Genomic DNA, 18,963 nt, shown 5'->3' on the forward strand with positions numbered 1-18,963 from the left:
GCTTAGAGCGGCGATGAAACAGCTTCTCCTGCTTCGTCACGCCAAATCCAGCTGGGACGACCCTGATCTCGATGATTTCGACCGGCCCTTGGCCGAACGCGGAGTGAAGGCAGCCCGGTTGATGGGGCGCGAGCTTGCGACGCGCGGCTGGCTGCCGGACCTGGCGCTGGTGTCGGCGGCGCTGCGCACCCGCGACACCTGGCGGCTTGTGGCGGCGGAATTGCCCGTCCCGCCCCAGGTCGCATTCCTCAAGGCGCTGTACGATGCTTCAGCGGCGGACATTCTGAGCCAGATTGGTCAAACCGACGCTTCGAGCGGCAGCTTGCTGGTAATTGGCCACAATCCGGGCCTGGAGCAGTTGGCCAGACAGCTTGCCGGGCCGGGGTCGGACGCCAAGGCGATCGCAAGACTTGAGGAAAAATTCCCGACGGGAGCCCTCGCCCGGGTGGTCTTCAAAGGCGATTGGTCCGTCGTGTCCCCCGCCCGGCTGACACATTGCTTGCGGCCCAAGGACCTGGGCCCGCGGCCGAAGGACCTGGGCTAGTGTCCATGGCAGGTGCGGCGGGTCAAGCCCGCCGCACATCCGCTTGAGCCGTCAGTTTCCCCAGTTGCCCTGACCGGATTCCGGCTGGACCGAATCGGGCGTCAGCGTGAGGTCGCGGTGCTTGACCTGCCTGTGGGTCGAAGCCGTGTAGCTGTGGTCGACATTGACCGCGTGCGAGGTGACGGCCGGCTGATTGACATTGTCCGAACCATAGTTGTCGCTGCCGGCAAAAGCGGCACCAGTGGCAACGAGGATGGCGGCGGCGGCAAGAGCGATCCTGTTCATTCTATTTACTCCGGTATTCCTGATTCTGTCCGTCTAGTGGCGTGCCCCTGGGGAGGAAATTTCGCGTCGCTCGGACAGCCTCGATCTGGGTTTTTCGTGCGCCGACTTCCAATCACGAAGACGTTCCCTCACGCGCGGCATCGGGACCTCGAACGTCGGCCAAGGGATTGAGCTCACCCTGTTTTATCAATTTATCTCAGACGCTTATAAGGAGCATGCCTGACGCATGATGCGGCGGTTCATCGAGCCAGCGCTCGCCATCCGTTCACGATTCGTCAACATAAATTGAACCAGCTGGTTCGATTTACGATCGGCGCTCCGACACCGATGCCGTCGGCCGAAATCCTGCTCATGCATAAAAAACAAGAGCGGCGGGCAAAGCCCACCGCTCTTTGTGGTCGCAGACTTCAGAAATCAACGACCCCAGATGCCCTGGCCCGACTGAGCCGGCACGTTGGCATTGGCATCACCCTGCGTCTTTACGGACTTCGGGATCGAGCCGGTGTGCGTGGTGTCGATGTCGGACACGGACTGGTTCGCAACAGGCTGGTTGGCATTGTAAGAGCCGTAGTTGTCGCTGCCGGCAAAAGCGGTGCCCGTGGCAACGAGGATGGCGGCAGCGGTAAGAGCGATCTTGGTCATTTCAATTACTCCTGAGTTCAAGGTTGGGTCGATATCGGCAGTCGCGATTAGCGGCCGAAGAGGTTGCGGTCAGCGCCCTGCGAAGCGGGGGCCCGGACGGTCAGCGTCGACTTGGAGATCGAAGCAGTGGCCGACTGGTCGACGGTGACGGCAGGCTGATTGGCGTTGGCCGAGCCATAATTGTCGCTGCCGGCAAAAGCAGTGCCCGTGGCAACGAGGATGGCGGCGGCGGTAAGAGCGATCTTGGTCATTTTAATTACTCCAGTATTTGTCATGTCCGTCTAGTGGCGTGCCCTTGGGAGGAATTTCGCGTCGCTCGGACCACCCCGAGATGGGCTCGCCCTGCCGCGGATTCCAATCACGAAGATGTTCCCCCGCGGCTCGAATCCAGGCCTTGAAATTTGACACAGGGTCTCGGCGGTCATAATTTAACTGTTTGAAATCAGACGGTTAATCGATAACGCCCATCACCAGGCGCGACCACTCGCCAGGCCGGCGTTCACCATCTGCTACACAGTGCGTCAACAGAAATCGAACTGAACGGTTCGGTTTGAAGCGATTGCGCACCATCTGAACTTCTGGATCTCCTCCATTTGCCTTGCGGTTGGATCGAGATTATCGCTTGTGCACGATCATCAATCGGGCGCGACTTGGCGGCGCCAGTTGAAGAAGTGGGCGGAAATCCGGGTGACCTGCACCCCAGGACAGCGATAGAAATGCGGTTGCTGCTTGTAGAAGACAATCGCGAGCTGGCGGATTGGCTGGGCAAGACCCTGCGTCAGGCGAACTATGTCGTCGACATCGTCCATGATGGCGAGGATGTCGAACACGCGCTCGCCGCCGGTGACCACGCGCTTGTCATCCTCGACCTTGCACTGCCGCGCATGAGCGGGCTGGAGGTGCTGCGAATGTTGCGGACGCGCGGCAACCGGGTGCCGGTGATCGTGCTGACCGCCAATGCCAGTCTCGACGGTCGGGTCAAAGGGCTCAATGAAGGCGCCGACGACTATCTGGCCAAGCCCTTCCAGATCGAAGAGCTCGAAGCACGAATCCGCGCGCAATTGCGCCGTGCCAATGACCGCACCGCGCCGGTCGTTGCCTGCGGTGATCTCGTCTTCGACACCAACACGCGGCTGTTTTCGCTTGCCGGCGAGGCGCTGGCGCTGACACCGCGCGAGCATGCCGTGCTTGAGCAATTGATGGTCAAGGCCGGACGCACGGTGAGCAAGGCGGCATTGTCGGCCGCGATCTACGATTTCGAGACCGACGCCGATCCCAGCGCCATCGAGATCTACGTGCACCGCGTGCGCAAGAAGCTCGAAGGGTCGCGGGTCCAGATCGCCACACTGCGTGGTCTCGGCTACCTCTTGCGCCAAGACGATTTGGCGCCGTGACGATCCTGGCGCCATGAGGATCAACAGCCTCCGCCTGCAATTGCTGGCATGGGTGGTGCTGCCGCTTGCCGGGCTCGCGACCATCAACCTGTGGACCAGCCAGCGCAACGCACTGGCGACCGCGGACCTGGTCGCCGACCGGATGCTCGTCGGATCGGCGCGGGCGATTGCCGAGCAGGTCGCCATGGTCGACGGCGTGCTCGATGCCACGGTGCCCCCGGCGGCGATCGAGATGTTCGACACCGGCGACCGCGACAGCGTCTACTATCGCGTCGAGACAGCCGGCGGGCGGCTGCTGACCGGATATCCCGACCTGCCCGAAGCGCCGCAGCATGCCAGTGTCGAGGCCGCCTACCGCGATCACCAGCTGCGGCTCCTGACCCTTGGCCATGCGGTGATCGGCGCCGGCAACGACTCGCCAATATCAGTCACCGTGGGCGTCACCCTTGCCGGCCATGACGCCATGGTCAAACAGCTTTGGTTCAGCGCCTTTGCCCAGCAACTGGCGCTGGTGGCGATTGCCGGCGTGTTCGTGCTGCTCGGCTTGCGTCGCGGCCTGGCGCCGTTGATCCGGCTGCGCGATGCGGTACGCTCGCCAAACCGCAGCGACCTTGACCCCGTCGAAGTGCCCGGTGCGCAAAGCGAGATCCGCCCGCTGATCGACGCCCTCAACGCCTACATGGAGCGCGTGCGGGCGCAGATGGCGGCGCAACGCCGCTTCATCGCCAATGCGGCGCACCAGCTGCGCACGCCCCTGGCGCTGCTGTCGACACAGGCAAGCTATGCGCTTCGCGAAAGTGCCGCCGATGCCCGCCAGGAGGCGCTGGTGGCGCTGCAGGCGAGTTCCGGTAAACTGGCGCGGCTGGCCGAACAGCTCTTGACCCTGTCACGCGCCGAGCCAGGCAGCCGGCGGCCGCGCGCCGACCGCATTGACCTGGCGGAAGCCGCCCGGCACGTGCTGGAAACCCTGGCGCCAACGGCCATCGATCGCAAAATAGATCTCGGCCTCGAGGAGGCTGGCCCCGTTCCGGTCATCGGCGACGGCACCATGCTGCGCGAGATGGTCGTCAACCTCGTCGACAACGCGCTGCGCTACTCCCGGGCTGAGGGCAGTGTCACGGTGAAGCTGGCGGCCATCGACGGCGAAGCCGTGCTGACGGTCGCCGACGACGGGCCTGGCATTCCGGCGGACGAGCGAGACCATGTCTTCGAGCGCTTCTACCGTATTGCCGGTTCGACCGAGGAAGGCAGCGGGCTGGGACTCGCCATTGTACGCGAGGTCGTCGAAAATGCCGGCGGCCGCGTCACCCTTGGGGATGGCGCGGCCGGCGGTCTGTTGGTTGAGGTCAGGCTGCCGCTGGCCTGACCGGTCAGGCTGCCCCTGGTCTGACCGATCACGTTCCCTGCTCGTTGAACGGCGCCGGCCGCCACTTCACGACATAGTTCTCGAAGCGGGTGATGATGAACTCCACCACCAGCGCCATGACAGCCAGGATGATCATCGCGGCGAACACGCCATTGGCGTTGAAGGCGCCCTGCGCGGTCGAGATCAGCAGGCCCATGCCTTGCTTGGCGCCGAGGAACTCGCCGACCACCGCGCCGACCAGCGCGAAGCCGAAGCTGACATGCAGGCTGGCGAGGATCCAGCTCATCGCCGAAGGAATGATGACGGTGCGGGTGATCTGGAACGGCGAGGCGCCAAGGATCTGGGCATTGGCGATCATTGCCCTGTCGGCCTCGCGCACACCCTGGAAGGCGTTGGCGAAAACAACGAAGAACACCATCACCACGGCAAGCGCCACCTTGGACGCCATGCCGAGGCCGAGCGCGATGATGAACACCGAGCCGAGCACGACGCGCGGCACCGAATTGGCGATCTTGATGTAGATCGAAAAGACATCCGCCAACAGCCGATTGCGGCCGAGGATGATGCCGGCGGCGATGCCGCCAAGGGCACCGATGACAAAGCCGAGGAAGGTTTCCTCCAGCGTCACGTAGATCTGCAGCCAGAGTGGGCCTTGCGAGGTGCCTTCGGTGATCCACGACCAGATCTGCTGCCAGATGCCAGAAGGGCTGGCGAAGAAGAACGGGTCGATGATGTTGTAGTCGGCGCCGAGTTCCCACAGGCCAAGGAAGACGACCAGGATCGCCAGGCGCAAGGAGATGACAAGCGCGTGGCGGCGGCGCAGCCTTGCCCTCGCCCGGGCTTCGGCAACGGCGATGGAAGCATCGCGGACGGCGGCCTGGTTGGCGGTCGGAGAGATTGCGGTCATGCTGTTTCTCCTTTCAATGTCCGGTCTGCAAGGTCCGGCTCTGGCCGAGCTGCACTTCCTCGCGCAGATCGTTCCAGATCACCTTGGCGATCTCGACGAAGTTCGGGTCGTAGCGGATGTCGGCCATGACGCGCGGGCGCGGCAGGTCGATGCGGTAGACGCTCTTGACCGTGCCCGGCCCAGCGGTGAGCACATAGACCTTGTCGGCCAGCGCCACCGCCTCCTCTAGGTCGTGGGTGACGAAGACAACCGAGGATTTCTGCTCCGACCACAGATCCAGCAATTCGTCCTGCATGGCGGTGCGCGTCTGCATGTCGAGCGCGCTGAACGGCTCGTCCATCAAAAGGATCTTGGGCTGGTTGATGAAGGTCTGCGCCAGCGCGACGCGCTTGCGCATGCCGCCCGAAAGCTGGTGCGGATAGTGCTTCTCGAAGCGGCCGAGGCCGACGCGGGCGATCCAGTCGCGGGCGCGGTCGTAGGCCTGCGCCTTTGGCGTGCCGCGATAAAGTGGACCGGCGGCGACATTGTCGATGACACTGCGCCAGGGAAACAGCGCATCCGCCTGGAAGACAAAGCCGATGTCCCGGCTGATATCGGTGACCGGCGTGCCCATGACGCGGACATTGCCGGTCGTCGGCCGCAACAGGCCGGTGACCAGGTTGAGCGTCGTCGACTTGCCGCAGCCGGTCGGCCCGACGACGCAGGCGAACTCGCCGCGCGCCACGGTCATCGTGAAATCGCGGATCGCCGTCATCATGTGCCCGTCGGGCGTGACGAAACGCAAGGTCACATCATCGATGGCGATCGCGGCGTCGGCTTGTGGCGCGGCCTGAGACAGCTTCTCGGCCGCCATGGGTTGCACTTGCATGGCGCACTCCTGTCGCAATGGGGCAAGGGAGCCCGCGGCAATGCCACGGATCTCCAGGTGTTCGGGAGGCCGCGCCGCTGCCTTCTTGGTTCAAGCAGCCGGCGCAAGTCCTTGTTATTCAACGAGTGGTAGGCTGGCGCCGCTATTTGGCGGCGTCGACGAATTCGGTCGTGTAGGTCTTCGACAGGTCGATCTGCTTGCCTTGCAGGCTCTTCGAGAATGTCGAGAGAACCTTGAGCACGGTCGGCGGACCATCGGCCGGCATGCGGCCATCCGGCGTGAACATCGCCTTGCCGCCGGCCAGCCCCTGCACGTAAAGGTCCCGGTTGCCGGCATAATAATCCTTCGGCATCTTGTCGGCGATCTCTTCGGCCGAATGCGTGGCGATGAATTTCATCGTCTTGACGAAGGCATTGGCGAGCTTCTGTGCCTCATCCTTGTGGCCTTCCAGCCAGGAGGACTGGACATAGAAGGACGCCGCCGGATAGTCGCCGCCCAGCGCTTCCTTGGTCTTTTCGGGCGTGCGCATGTCGACCAGGATGCTTGCCTCGCCGGTCTTGAGCAGTTTGGCGATGGTCGGCTCGGTGGTCATGCCGGCCTGGATCTGGTCCTGCTTGACGGCGGCGATGAAGGTGTTGCCGGCGCCGACCGGCAGCAGCGTGTAGTCGCCGGGCTTCAGGCCGCTGCGCACGGCAAGATACTGGGTCAGGAAATCGGTCGAGGAGCCGAGACCGGTGACGCCGAGCGTGGCGCCCTTGAAATCGGCGGGCGACTTGATCTCCGGGTGCTTGGCGGAGACCAGCTCGACCTCACCAGGCGCTTGGCTGAACTGGACGATCGACTGGATGTATTTGCCCTTCGACTGCAGGTCGACGGTGTGATCGTAGAAGCCGACAACGCCTTGGACGGCACCGGCCAGCAGTTCATTTTCGGCCTCGACCCCGGCGCGCGAGTTGAGCAGTTCGACATCGAGCCCCTGGTCCTTGAAGTAGCCGAGCTGCTGGGTGAGCACGGCAGGCAGATAGATCTGCTTTTCCATGCCGCCGACGATGATGGTGATTTTGTCGGCAGCCGAAGCCACCGTGGCGCTTGTGGCTGCAATAGCAAGGGTTAGCGCCGCTGTGCGCAGGGCGCACTTCGAGATGAAACCGGTCACGAAACTTCCTCCACTTGGGCGGCGCGCCATCCCGGCTGCGCCGCATTCCTCCTTACCGGCCGCTCCCGCACCGGTCACACGGCGAACGCCGCAATGACTTCATGGCACGCCCAAGCTTTCAGCTGGCTTTCAGTCGTTTTAGCGGCCGTTGAAATGGAATCCGTTGTGGCTGCCGGTCACGGAGCGCCGAAACCGAGAACGTCGCGCATGTCGTATTCGCCGGGTTGGCGCCCCGCCACCCAGAGCGCGGCGGCAATAGCACCACGGGCGAACATGATGCGGTCGCCGGCCGCATGCGACAGGGTTACAAGTTCGCCCTCGGTGCAGAAGCTGACGCCGTGCTCTCCGACGATGCTGCCGCCACGCACCACCGCGAAGCCGATCTCACCGGGAGGCCGCGCGCCAATGGCGCCATCGCGTGCACGCCTTGCGACCGTCTCCAGATCGATGCCGCGTCCGCCGGCTGCGGCATGCCCCAGCATCAACGCCGTTCCCGATGGCGCATCGACCTTGTGGCGATGATGCGCCTCGACAATCTCCACGTCCCAGTCATCGGGGTCGAGTGCCCGCGCCGCCTGCTCGACCAGTCCGATCAGCATGTTGAGCCCGAGTGAAAAGCTGCCGGAGCGCACGATGGCAGTTGTTTTCGCGGCGTCGGCGATCGCAGCCAATTCAGAAGCATCGAAGCCCGTAGAGCCTATGACCAGGGCCGGCCCGCCGCGCTCGGCGCAAATCCTGGCCAGGTCGGCCGATGCAGCCGGCGTGGTGAAGTCGATGACCACGTCGGCCACGGCAAGCGCCTCGTCGCGGCTCACCAGCCCATCGCCGACAGCGCCGGGCCGATGGAACCGCGCAGCGAGCGCCAGCCGTGGATCGACCCGCACGGCGTCCGTCATCTGGCGGCCCATGCGGCCGAGCGCGCCGGCGATGGCGATCCTGATCGGCGGCTGCGGCATGGCCTCGGCTATTTCCACATGCCGCGCATACGGGCGCCAATGTCGACGCGCACCTCCGGCCGGGCCGCCCTGCCCTGCGCGGCCAGCGCGCTTGGCCACGACATCTGTTCGAACGCGGCGAGGATCGAGGCCGGGATGAAACGGGTGCGCGAGGCATAGAGATGGCGGTCGCCGCGCGCCGCCTGGCCATGTGGAAAGAAACGCTGCGGCATGACCAGGTTGAGATTGTCCTTGGCCCGTGTCATCGCGACATAGAGCAGCCGGCGCTCCTCCTCGATGTCCTCCTTGGTGCCGACGCCGAGATCGGCCGGGATGCAGCCATCGACGGTGTTGAGCACGAAGACATTTTTCCACTCCTGGCCCTTGGCCGAGTGGATGGTCGACAGGATCAGATAATCCTCGTCGCGATGCGGCGGCCCAGCCTGGTCGCTGGTGGCGTCCGGCGGATCGAGCGTCAGTTCGGTCAGGAAGCGCTCGCGCGAGGCATAGCCCGAGCCGATCTGCTCAAGTTGCAACAGGTCGGCCCGGCGCGTCGTCGCGTCCTCGTGGATGCGTTCCAGATGCGGCTCGTACCACAGCCTGATCTGTTCGAGGTCGGCCGGCCATCTGGCGCCGGCGCGCAGGCCGGAATAGAGCGCGACGAAGCCAGGCCAGTCGTCCGCCGCGCGTTGCGGCGGACGCCAGCCGGCCAGCCCCATGGCCTCGTCCAGCGCCGTCGTCATGGTCTCGACGATCTGCGCGGCGGCCGAAGGGCCGATGCCAGGCAAGAGTTGCAATACGCGAAAACCGGCGACACGGTCGCGCGGATTTTCGGCAAAGCGCAGCACCGCCAGCACATCCTTGACATGGGCGGCATCGAGAAACTTCAGGCCTCCGAATTTGACGAAGGGAATGTTGCGCCGCGTCAGTTCGATCTCCAGCGGCCCGCTGTGATGCGAGGTGCGAAACAGCACCGCCTGGGATTTCAGCGCTGTGCCCGCCTCGCGCTCGGCCAGGATGGTGTCGCAGACGAAATTGGCCTGCTCGACTTCGTCGCGCACGGTCACCAGTTTTGGCCTGTCGCTGGATTTGCGCTCCGACCACAGGTTTTTGGTGAAGCGCTCCGAGGCTTCGCCGATCACCGCATTGGCGGCAGCAAGAATGGTCTCGGTCGAGCGGTAATTGCGCTCCAGCATCACCACGTCGGCGGCTTGCGCGAACTGATTGGGGAAGTCGAGGATGTTGCGAACCTCGGCGGCGCGGAACGAATAGATCGATTGCGCATCGTCGCCCACCACCGTCAGCCCGGCGCCGTCGGGTTTCAGCGCCATGAGGATCGAAGCCTGCAGGCGATTTGTGTCCTGGTATTCGTCGACCAGCACATGGTCGAAACGCCCGCCCAGATGCGCTGCTATCTCGGGCTCCGCCGCCATCTGCGCCCAGTAGAGCAGCAAATCGTCGTAATCGAGCACGTTTTGCGCCTGCTTGGCCTCGACATAACCGGCGAACAATTCTTTCAGCTGCTCCGCCCAGCCGGCGCACCAGGGAAAGGCGGAACCCAACACCTCGTTGAGCGGCGCCTGCGCGTTGACGGCGCGCGAATAGATGGCAAGGCAGGTGCCCTTGGTGGGGAAGCGCGCTTCCGTCTTCGAGAAGCCGAGCTCGTGGCGGACCAGGTTCATCAGGTCCGCGGAATCCTCGCGGTCATGGATGGTGAAGGCCGGGTCGAGGCCGATCTCCAGCGCATAGTCGCGCAACAGCCGCGCGCCGATGCCGTGAAAGGTGCCGGCCCAGGTCAGCGCATCGGTGATGACGGCTGCATCGCGGCCGAGCACCTCGCCGGCAATACGCTCGACGCGCCTGGCCATTTCGGATGCGGCGCGGCGCGAAAACGTCATCAGCAGGATGCGGCGCGGGTCGGCGCCCTTGACGATCAGATGAGCGACGCGATGCGCCAGCGTGTTGGTCTTGCCAGATCCGGCGCCGGCAATGACCAGCAACGGGCCGGCAATCTGACCGGCGCCGTGCTCGACGGCCTGGCGCTGGGCATCGTTCAGCCGCGCGAGATAGGCAGGCTGGACGGTCGGTTCCCGAAAGGTCGAATCAGCGGTGGCGAGGTTCATCGCCCATCAAGCATCGTTTCTGCTTTGTTCGCAACATCGATACGGGCACACCTAACCCACGCAGGACTGGGGCCGGTCTGAAGAGAAGGGATCGCGGCTAGCGTTGCGGATCGACACCCATGTCGGCCGACTGCCGTCGCAAGGTCTCGCGATCGGGTTGCGACGGCGGCAACAGCAGCGGGTCGACCGTATCGGGCACGTTTTCGACCATCTTCCTGGCGATGCGATAAGTGACATAGGCGAAGGCGCCGGCGACGAGCAGACGGAACATGGTGCAACACTCCTTTGGAGCAGAACCAACCGTAGAAACAGCCTTTGGTTCCCTTGCCAATCGTCCACGCGCGCTGTCGAAGATGGAGGGCGGTTTCGCCGGCGCTCCCGATGCATTCTCGAGGCAACCGGAGGCGGAACTTGGCCTTTGCGAGGCTCGCGTGCTGCCGCAACCCGCTGTGGCGTCCCGGACGAACTTTTGGAGAAGAAGGCCGGCGCCGCTTGGGAGGAGTGAAGCGCCGGCCAAGCGGATAATTAGGTCCGCCGCACAGGTAAGGCTAGCTGAGTCTTTCCCTTGCGTCATCGGAACATTGTTTTTGTTAACAGCGTATCTGCCCGCGACTCTACCATATCCGGCTCGCGATACGCATGTTTGACAATCGTGACGCCGCGATCATCTCCCGGCCGCGAGCCTTTGCCTGACCAGCGCGACATGGAAATTCGTGCCGAACAACAGCCCCTCATCGTCGAAGTCGTAGCTGGAATTGTGCAGCGGCGCCGAACCCTCGCCATTGCCGAGGAAGGCGAAGCAGCCCGGCACATGGTCGAGGAAGCGGGCGAAATCCTCGGAGGCGGTCATCGGCTCGCGGGCGACGGCGATGTTGCCGGGTTCGAAGACGCCTCTGGCGGCGGCGAATGCGGCATCGACCAGTTCGGCATCGTTGCGCAGCGGCACGAACTCCCTGCTGTACTTGACCTCGGCGGTGACATTGTAGGCGGCGGCGATGCCCTCGGCGATAATGCGCATCTGCCGCTCGATCTCGGCGCTGACCTCGGGACGGAAGCTGCGCGCATCGCCGAGGATGCGGGCAAGACCGGGCAGAGCGTTGCGGGTGCCGTCGGTGATCAGCTCGGTCACCGAAACCACGGATATGTCGGCCGGACTCAGCCGGCGCGAGACGATGGTCTGCAGATTGGTTACCAGCGCGCAGGCGGCGACCAGCGTTTCGTTGCCCGCATGCGGCCGCGCGGCATGGCCGCCGAGCCCCTTGAGCACGATCTCGAAGTTGTCCTCGGCCGACATTATGGGTCCGGCACGGGTCTCGAAATGCCCGATCGGCAGGCCGGGCATGTTGTGCAGGCCAAATATCTCGTCGAAGGGAAAGCGCTGCATCAGCCCATCGTCGAGCATGGCGAGCGCGCCCCTGCCCCATTCCTCGGCCGGCTGGAAGACGAAGCGCACGATGCCGTCGAAACCGCCCTCACCGGCCAGCAGCTTTGCCGCGCCGAGCAGCATGGTGGTGTGGCCGTCATGGCCGCAGGCATGCATGATGCCGGGATTGCCGGACCGGTAAGATGCGTCCGATTGTTCTGATATGCGCAGCGCATCCATGTCGGCCCTCAGCGCAATCGCCCGGTTGCCGCTGCCGCGCTTCAGCGTGCCGACGACACCGGTGCCGCCGACGCCTTCGGTGACATCGTCCAACCCAAATTCGCGCAGTTTGGCGGCGACGAAGGCGGCGGTGCGCTTCTCCTCGAAGCCGAATTCCGGGTGTGCATGCAGATCGCGCCGCCAGAAAATCATCTCCTGCTTCAGCGCGTCGCGATCGAGTTCAGACATTCTTCTGCCCCTTCTGCTTCTGCCCCTTCTGACCTACTTTGCCAGTTGCGCGGCCACATCAAGCAGGATGTTGGCGCCGGCAACAAGCTCGGCGTCGTCGGTGTGTTCGCGCGGACTGTGACTGATGCCGCCAACGCTCGGCACGAAGATCATCGCCGCAGGCGCGATACGCGCCAGCATCTGCGCATCGTGGCCGGCGCCTGATGTCATGCGCCTGACCCCGAGGCCACGGCGTTTCGCGGCGGCCTCGATTTGTTCGACGATGCGCAGGTCGAAGATCACCGGTTCGAAGCGGGCCAGTTGCTCGACCGAAACCGTCACGTTCTCAGCGGCGGCAAGCTGCTCGAGATAGGCGGCAAGCGCCGCTTCCGCCGCCTGCAGGCGCTGTTCGTCGGGATCGCGCAGATCGACGGTGAAGACCGCGCGCGAAGGGATGACATTGATGGCATTCGGCTCGAAGCGGATCGTGCCGACGGTGGCGACGGTCGGCGCGTTCGAGGCTTTGGTCCGGTCGAGCAGGAAGGTGATGACCCGGGCGGCGGCGTGGCCGGCATCGTTGCGCATCGACATCGGCGTGGTGCCGGCATGGTTGGCGACGCCGTCGATGGTGATGCGCTGCCAGGAGATGCCTTGCAGATTCTCCACCGCGCCGACCGGCAAGCCTTCGCGCTCCAGCACCGGCCCTTGCTCAATATGCAGTTCGAGATAGGCGTGCGGCGTGAGGAAGCCGGGCTCCCGGTCGCCGGCATAGCCGATGCGGGCAAGCTCCTGCCCGAGCACGCTGCCGTCGGTGCCAACGGCCGCCAGCACCGTTTCGGCATCGATGCCGCCGGCGTGGACCAGCGAGCCCATCATGTCGGGTGTGTAGCGTACGCCCTCCTCATTGGTGAAAGCGGCGACCGCGACCGGGCGCGACGGCGAAAAGCCTGTCGCCTTGAGCGTCTCGATCACTTCCAGCCCGGCAAGCACCCCGTAGCAGCCGTCATAAATGCCGGCATCGATGACGGTATCGATGTGCGAGCCGATGAGCAGCGGCGCTTGCCCGGTAATTTCCGGGTTTTGCCAGATGCCGAAAATGTTGCCGACCCGGTCGATGGCGACATCGAGCCCGGCCTGCCGAAGCCAGCCGACGAAGAGGTCGCGGCCCTGCCTGTCGGTGTCTGAGGCGGCCAGCCGGGTCAGCCTGCCCTCGCCATCCCGGCCAACAGCGCCGAGTTCGCGGATGCGGCCGAGCAGGCGCTGCGCATCGATGGCGATCATGCCGTTGCCTCGGCTGTCATCTTGCCTTCCAGCACATCGGTCGGGCTCATGCCAACCAGTTCGGCGTAGCGATGCGGGTCGGTGGCGCCTTCGGTGTTGATCACCAGCACCCGCGATTTGCCGTCGAGTTCAAGATCGGCCCGGTTGTCGGCCACCGCCCGGATCAGCCCGGCAAGGCCGACACCACCGCTTTCGCCGGCGACGATCACCGGGTCACCGCCGGCCGGCCAGGCCAGCCGCCGCATCACCGCGATGGCCTCGTCCTCATCCACCGTCATGAAGGCGTCGGCGGCCCGCGCCAGCACCCGCCAGGCGACCGGCGAGGCTTCGTAACATTCAAGCATGGCCATCACCGTCGGCTGGCCGTGCGCGACCTTGACCGGGCGCCCGACCTGGGCGGCTGCGAAAACACAAGCGGCACGCGCCGGCTCGACCACGATGAAGGTCGGCCTGGCGTCACCGAGCACGGTGGCCAGATGACCGGCCAGCGCGGCGGCAATGCCGCCGACACCGGCCTGCACGAAGACGTGGGTCGGCGTCCGAGGGAGTTGGCGCAAGGCTTCGCGTACGATCGCGGTATAGCCCTGCATGACCAGGCCGGGAATGCGCTCATAGCCCGGCCACGAGGTGTCGGAGACCACGGTCCAGTCCTTGTCGGCCGAAACCTGGGCAGCTTGCCTGACCGAATCGTCATAATTGCCGTGGACGCGGATCATCTCGGCGCCATAGCAGGCGATCGCCGCGATGCGCTCCTCGCTGACCCCGGCGTGGACGAAGATCGCCGCCCGCGCGCCGACGAGTTGCGCGCCTTGCGCGACGGAGCGGCCATGGTTGCCGTCGGTCGCACAGGCAAATGTCATCGCCGCGGCGACCGCCCGCACATCAGGCCGATCGAGATCGGCCATGTCGACGGGCCGGCCAAGGCGACTGCCGGCCTCCTCCAGCATCAGGCGGAAGACGGCATAGGCGCCGCCAAGCGCCTTGAAGCTGCCGAGGCCGAGGCGAAAGCCCTCATCCTTGATATGGATGGCGCCCAGTCCGAATTCGCTGGCGAGCGCCGGCAGTGCATGCAGCGACGTCATCCGGTGATTGTCGCGGTGGCTGAGAAAACGCTCGACCGTGTCGGCTCCGGCCACGCCAAGGGTTTCGGCATCGATCGGATCGAGCGGCCGGCGGTGCGATGCGTTGCGGTTGAGCAGGAACATTGGCCGGTCCCGTTGGGTCAGCGAGAACATATTGCAGGAGCAACGCAAAGAGCGCTGTAATATGGCCTCCCAAATGCAAGTTTGTTTCGCCAGGGGTCTCTCCATTGCCTGTATTGCCGCCCTCGCTCGACAGTTTCGATCTTGCCATCCTTGCCATCCTGCAGCGCGACAACACGACGCCGCAGCGGTTGATCGGCGAGGCGGTGAACCTGTCGGCGCCGGCGGTGCAGCGCCGCATCAAGCGCATGGAGCAGACCGGCGTTATTGCCGGCAATGTCGCGGTCGTCGAGCCGGCAGCGGTCGGCCAACCCATCACCATCTTCGTCGAGGTGGAACTCGAGAGCGAACGCGCCGAACTGATCGACGCGGCCAAGCGGCAGTTCTCGGCGACCCCCGAGGTCCAGCAATGCTATTACGTCACCGGCGAGGCCGACTTCATCCTGGTCATCACAGTGGCCGACATGGGCGCCTATGAGGCGCTGACGCGAAAACTGTTCTTCGACAGCAACAATGTCCGCAAATTCCGCACGTTCGTTGCCATGGACCGGGTCAAGGTAGGGTTGACGGTGCCTTTGCCTGTCTAAATATTTGTCGCGCGGCAGGCCTTTACTTTCCCACCATGTTTTTGACATTCTCGGGCTGTGAATTCTGCCGCGGAGGCGCGCTTGGACGACACCACCCCAGTTGCGATCATCGGTGCCGGGCCGGCGGGCCTGGCCATTGCCGCGTGCCTGCGGCAGAGCGGGCAGGATTTCGTCCTGCTGGAAAAGGAGCAGCAGGCCGCACCCGCCTGGCGACGCCACTATGAGCGCGTCCATTTGCACACGGCCAAGCGCTTTTCCTCGCTGCCCTTCGCGCCCTTTCCCAGGGACTATCCGCGTTATGTGCCGCGCGATCTCTTCGTCGACTATCTCGATGCCTATGCGCAACGTTTCGATCTGCGGCCGCGATTTGGAGAAACAGTGCGGGCGATCACCCGGCGGGGCAGAAGCTGGCTCGTGGATACGACGACCGGTCCCTTGCATGCTCCAAACGTTGTGATTGCATCTGGCAACAACGCAGAGCCGCTGATGCCCGGATTTGCCGGCGCCGATACCTTCAAGGGCCGAAAGCTGCATAGCGCCGACTATCGCAACGCAATGCCTTTCGCCGGTCAGTCGGTGCTGATCGTCGGCATGGGCAATACCGGCGCCGAGATTGCGCTCGATCTGGTGGAAGGCGGTGCGCGGCCGACGATTTCGGTGCGCGGCGGCGTTCATATCGTACCGCGCGAACTGCTTGGCGTGCCCATCCAGATGATCGGCATGGCGGCGCGCCTGATGCCGCAGCGCATCAACGATGCCTTGTTCCCCATCATCCTCGATCTGGCGTTGGGCAGGCTGGAGAAGTACGGGCTCAAGCGGCCCAAGCAAGGAATGCTGCAGCAGATCAGCGAGGCGTCCCGCATTCCGACGATCGATATCGGCACGGTGCGCAAGATCCGCGAAGGTGCGATCAAGATCGTACCCGACATTGCCGAGATCACCGAACAGGGCGCCCGTTTTGCCGACGGCAGGCATGGCGAGTTCGATGCGATCATCTTCGCCACCGGCTTCCGGCCCGGCTACGCCAAATTGCTGGAGCCCGGCGTTCAGCCAGAGCGCAGCGGCGTCAATGCGAGGGCTTCAGAGCTTGGCCTCTATCTCATCGGCTTTCACAATCCGGTCACCGGATTGCTGCGCGAAATCTCGATCGAGGCCGAGCAGATCGCCGACGACATCAGTCTTAGGCGAAACCGAAAGAAGGTGGCCGAAGCCCTGCCGGTATAATTTGACGCGAGAGCATCTGAGTTCTCTCACCTTGCCGCGCGCAGCCAGACCTTGTTGTCGTGGAAGGCAGCACCCCCATAGGGTGCAGGCGCGTCGGCGCCGGTCAAAACGTTGATGCCCTCGCCGCGCTCATGGGCGCTGTTTGGCCAGATGCCTTCGGCGATCACCACGCCACGCTTGATGCCGTCGAACAGTTTTGCATGCAGCACGACTTCGCCGCGCTGGTTGCCAACCTCGACACGGTCGCCATCGGCCAGCCCAAGTGCCGCGGCATCGTCGCGATGTAGAAGCAGTTCCGGGCGGCCCTCCCTGGCTTTCGACACCGGTGTTTCCGAGAATGTCGAATTGAGGAAGTTGCGCGCCGGCGACGTCGTCAGCCGGAACGGGTGGGCTTCGTCGGCGACCTCGATCAGGTCGACATGGTCGGGGAATTCCGGCAGCCGCGCCACCGGGCCGAACAGGCCCATGCTTTTGGGCGGCCGGTTGGGCGCCGCCTGCCCGGTCCAGTCGGCGCGGAAGCGGAATTTTCCATCCGCGTGGCCAAATCCGTTGATGAAGTGTGCTGCCTCGAAATCCGGCTGCAGGTCGACCCATTTGTCTTGCTTCAAGCTTTCGAAACTGCCCAGCCCGCGCTTGCCCAGGATGATGTCGATATGCTGCTGCTCGGTCAGGCCGAAACCCGGACGGTCGGCGACACCGAGGCGATCAGCCAATTGCTCGATGACGAAATGGTTGGTGCGCGGTCCCTCCGGCGGCTCGATCAGCTTGGGGCCAAGCGTGATGTGCTGGTTGCCGCCGCCCTTGTAGACATCGTCGTGCTCGAGGAACATCGTGGCCGGCAATACGACGTCGGCAAGCTTGGCCGTGTCGGTCATGAACTGCTCGTGCACGCAGGTAAACAGGTCGTCGCGCAGGAAGCCTTGCGTCACCAGCCGCTGCTCCGGCGCGACATTCACCGGATTGGTGTTCTGGATCAGCATCGCCGTCACCGGCGGGCCACCATAGAGCGCATCGCTGGCACCGGTCAGCACCGGGCCGATGCGCGAATGGTCGAGATAGCGGATCGAGGGATCGCGCATCCTGGTGCCTTCGAGCACATCCTGGTTGAGCTTGAAGATGCCGGAATTGGAATGGAAGGCGCCGCCGCCCTCATATTGCCAGCTGCCGGTGACAGCCGCGATGCACGAGGCGGCATGCATGTTGACGGCGCCATTGCGCTGGCGTGCAAAACCATAGCCGAGGCGGAAATAGGTCTTCTTGGTCGTGCCGACGAGGCGGGCGAAGGCCTCGATCTCGGCAACCGTCAGGCCCGTGATCCCGGCCGCCCACGCCGGAGTGCGCGTCTCGAGATGCGCTTCCAGCCCTCTCGGGTCGTCGGTGTATTTCGAGAGATAGGCGCGGTCGGCCATGCCCTCCTTGAACAGCACATGCATGACCGCGCAGGCCAGCGCGCCATCGGTGCCTGGCTTCAGCACAAGGCCAAGATCGGCCTGCTTCATCGTCGCGTTTTCGTAGACGTCGATGACGACGATCTTGGCGCCGCGCTCCTTGCGCGCCTTGATGGCGTGGGTCATGACGTTGACTTGGGTCACCACCGCATTGGTGCCCCAGATCACCACGCAATCGGATTTCGCCATCTCGCGCGGGTCCGGCCCGCGCAAGGCGCCGGCCCCCATCATCCAGCCCGTCCAGGCGAGATTGGTGCAGATCGACCCGAAGAAGCCGGAATACTTTTTCGCGTGGCGCAGCCGGTCGATGCCGTCGCGCTGCACCAGCCCCATCGTGCCGGCATAGTAGTAGGGCCAGATCGTCTCCGAGCCGTACCTCTCCTCGGCTGCAATGAACTTTTCGGCGACGAGGTCGAGCGCGGCCTCCCAGCTCGCTTCCTTCCAGGTGCCGTCGCCCTTAGCGCCGGCGCGGATCAGCGGCTTCAGCAAACGGTCGGGATGGTGGACGCGGTCGGCATAACGCGCAACCTTGGCGCAGACGACGCCGGCGGTGTAGCTATTGGACTTGGCGCCATGGACGCGGCCGATCCGATTGCCGTCGAGCAGTTCGACCTCGAGCGCACAGGTCGACGGGCAATCATGCGGACAGGCGGAATGGCCGATTCTGAGCTTGGCGTGCTGGTTCATGGGGCATGTCTAGCGGGTTTCGAATGCGGCGTGTAGGGCCAGATAGGGCCTTCCCTTCTCCCCTTGTTCTTGTGGGAGAAGGTGGATCGGCGCAGCGCCGAGACGGATGAGGGGTGTTCCAGCGGAGTGAGACGTTGGCGTTTCCTGGAACACCCCTCATCTGTCGCCTTCGGCGACACCTTCTCCCCTGTGGGCTAGCGTGCGCACACATTTGCTTCGTGCTGTGGTCAAGCGTGAAGAAGCGACGCCGGAAAATGGCTTGAAGTGTTTGAANCGCATNTGATTCTGTAGCTGCCATTGTTCTGGAGGCTACGACGATGGCTTTGCTGCTTGGATACTTCGGCGACCTGCGCCTGCAAAAAAGGGGAGCATGGTTCTGGAGCGCATGTTTGCGCGTGTCAGCGCGGGCATGCGCCGGCTGGCCGACACGCGCGCCGAGAAGGTTGCGTTCACGCGCCTGTTTCGCAATCGCCACGTGAGCAAGCACGAGATCATCCGCACGGC

At 64.3% G+C, this 18,963-nt stretch carries 18 protein-coding genes; 5 read left to right on the forward strand and 13 right to left on the reverse strand.

The features are described 5' to 3' along the window. The first annotated feature begins 13 nt into the window (after positions 1–13). Positions 14–544 carry a histidine phosphatase family protein gene (locus M729_RS0126225; RefSeq protein WP_013532447.1) on the forward strand — a complete coding sequence of 177 codons (531 nt, stop codon included), beginning with the start codon at positions 14–16 and terminating at the stop codon, positions 542–544. 51 nt (positions 545–595) lie between these two features. On the opposite strand, the gene M729_RS0126230 is transcribed toward M729_RS0126225, so the two are convergent. The 3 genes from M729_RS0126230 to M729_RS0126240 all read right to left on the reverse strand — a co-directional run bounded on the left by M729_RS0126230 (position 596) and on the right by M729_RS0126240 (position 1,722). Next, positions 596–829 (reverse strand): DUF680 domain-containing protein, encoded by a 234-nt coding sequence (locus tag M729_RS0126230; RefSeq protein WP_013532448.1) that lies wholly within the window; start codon positions 827–829, stop codon positions 596–598. Between the two features lie 414 nt (positions 830–1,243). After that, positions 1,244–1,471, reverse strand: coding sequence for a DUF680 domain-containing protein (locus tag M729_RS0126235; protein ID WP_013532449.1), 228 nt, complete (start codon positions 1,469–1,471; stop codon positions 1,244–1,246). A gap of 47 nt (positions 1,472–1,518) precedes the next feature. Next, positions 1,519–1,722 carry a DUF680 domain-containing protein gene (locus M729_RS0126240; protein WP_027163342.1) on the reverse strand — a complete coding sequence of 68 codons (204 nt, stop codon included), beginning with the start codon at positions 1,720–1,722 and terminating at the stop codon, positions 1,519–1,521. A gap of 465 nt (positions 1,723–2,187) precedes the next feature. On the opposite strand from M729_RS0126240, the gene M729_RS0126245 reads away from it, so the two are divergent. Both M729_RS0126245 and M729_RS0126250 read left to right on the forward strand, forming a co-directional pair. After that, positions 2,188–2,865 carry a response regulator gene (locus M729_RS0126245; RefSeq protein ID WP_024504276.1) on the forward strand — a complete coding sequence of 226 codons (678 nt, stop codon included), beginning with the start codon at positions 2,188–2,190 and terminating at the stop codon, positions 2,863–2,865. 13 nt (positions 2,866–2,878) lie between these two features. After that, positions 2,879–4,231, forward strand: a complete 1,353-nt coding sequence (locus tag M729_RS0126250; protein WP_027163343.1) for a sensor histidine kinase — start codon at positions 2,879–2,881, stop codon at positions 4,229–4,231. Positions 4,232–4,259: 28 nt separating this feature from the next. Here M729_RS0126250 and M729_RS0126255 read toward each other — a convergent pair whose 3' ends face one another. The 9 genes from M729_RS0126255 to M729_RS0126295 form a co-directional block, all read right to left on the reverse strand. After that, a complete protein-coding gene (locus M729_RS0126255) occupies positions 4,260–5,138 on the reverse strand; it encodes an ABC transporter permease (protein WP_013532454.1) in 879 nt (292 codons plus the stop codon). Between the two features lie 13 nt (positions 5,139–5,151). Next, positions 5,152–6,006, reverse strand: coding sequence for an ABC transporter ATP-binding protein (locus M729_RS0126260; protein WP_013532455.1), 855 nt, complete (start codon positions 6,004–6,006; stop codon positions 5,152–5,154). Positions 6,007–6,148: 142 nt separating this feature from the next. Continuing rightward, on the reverse strand, positions 6,149–7,162 hold the full coding sequence (locus M729_RS0126265) for an ABC transporter substrate-binding protein (protein WP_027163344.1): 1,014 nt from the start codon (positions 7,160–7,162) through the stop codon (positions 6,149–6,151). Between the two features lie 176 nt (positions 7,163–7,338). Then, positions 7,339–8,118, reverse strand: coding sequence for a 4-hydroxy-tetrahydrodipicolinate reductase (gene dapB / locus M729_RS0126270; RefSeq protein ID WP_027163345.1), 780 nt, complete (start codon positions 8,116–8,118; stop codon positions 7,339–7,341). Between the two features lie 8 nt (positions 8,119–8,126). Then, entirely contained in the window at positions 8,127–10,220 is a 2,094-nt protein-coding gene (locus tag M729_RS0126275) for an ATP-dependent helicase (RefSeq protein WP_027163346.1), read from the reverse strand. Between the two features lie 97 nt (positions 10,221–10,317). After that, on the reverse strand, positions 10,318–10,491 hold the full coding sequence (locus M729_RS1000000137735; protein ID WP_013532459.1) for a hypothetical protein: 174 nt from the start codon (positions 10,489–10,491) through the stop codon (positions 10,318–10,320). Positions 10,492–10,884: 393 nt separating this feature from the next. After that, positions 10,885–12,051: a M20 aminoacylase family protein gene (locus M729_RS0126285; protein WP_027163347.1), complete on the reverse strand. Its 1,167-nt coding sequence runs from the start codon at positions 12,049–12,051 to the stop codon at positions 10,885–10,887. A 33-nt stretch (positions 12,052–12,084) separates the two neighbouring features. Continuing rightward, the gene (locus M729_RS0126290; RefSeq protein WP_024504282.1) at positions 12,085–13,311 is read right to left on the reverse strand and encodes a Zn-dependent hydrolase; all 1,227 of its coding nucleotides are present in this window, start codon (positions 13,309–13,311) and stop codon (positions 12,085–12,087) included. Continuing rightward, positions 13,308–14,516, reverse strand: a complete 1,209-nt coding sequence (locus M729_RS0126295; protein ID WP_027163348.1) for a diaminopropionate ammonia-lyase — start codon at positions 14,514–14,516, stop codon at positions 13,308–13,310. The genes M729_RS0126290 and M729_RS0126295 overlap by 4 nt, the downstream gene beginning before the upstream one ends. Before the next feature lie 104 nt (positions 14,517–14,620). Between M729_RS0126295 and M729_RS0126300 the strand changes: the two genes are divergently transcribed. Together M729_RS0126300 and M729_RS0126305 are read left to right on the forward strand one after the other, a co-directional pair. Beyond that, on the forward strand, positions 14,621–15,100 hold the full coding sequence (locus M729_RS0126300; protein WP_027163349.1) for an Lrp/AsnC family transcriptional regulator: 480 nt from the start codon (positions 14,621–14,623) through the stop codon (positions 15,098–15,100). An 81-nt stretch (positions 15,101–15,181) separates the two neighbouring features. Further along, complete coding sequence (locus tag M729_RS0126305) at positions 15,182–16,324, forward strand: NAD(P)/FAD-dependent oxidoreductase (RefSeq protein WP_027163350.1); 1,143 nt, start codon at positions 15,182–15,184, stop codon at positions 16,322–16,324. Positions 16,325–16,350: 26 nt separating this feature from the next. On the opposite strand, the gene M729_RS0126310 is transcribed toward M729_RS0126305, so the two are convergent. After that, complete coding sequence (locus M729_RS0126310) at positions 16,351–18,459, reverse strand: molybdopterin oxidoreductase family protein (protein WP_027163351.1); 2,109 nt, start codon at positions 18,457–18,459, stop codon at positions 16,351–16,353. Positions 18,460–18,963 lie beyond the last annotated feature (504 nt).

It is taken from the genome of Mesorhizobium sp. WSM1293, assembly GCF_000513875.1.
GTDB lineage: Bacteria > Pseudomonadota > Alphaproteobacteria > Rhizobiales > Rhizobiaceae > Mesorhizobium > Mesorhizobium ciceri.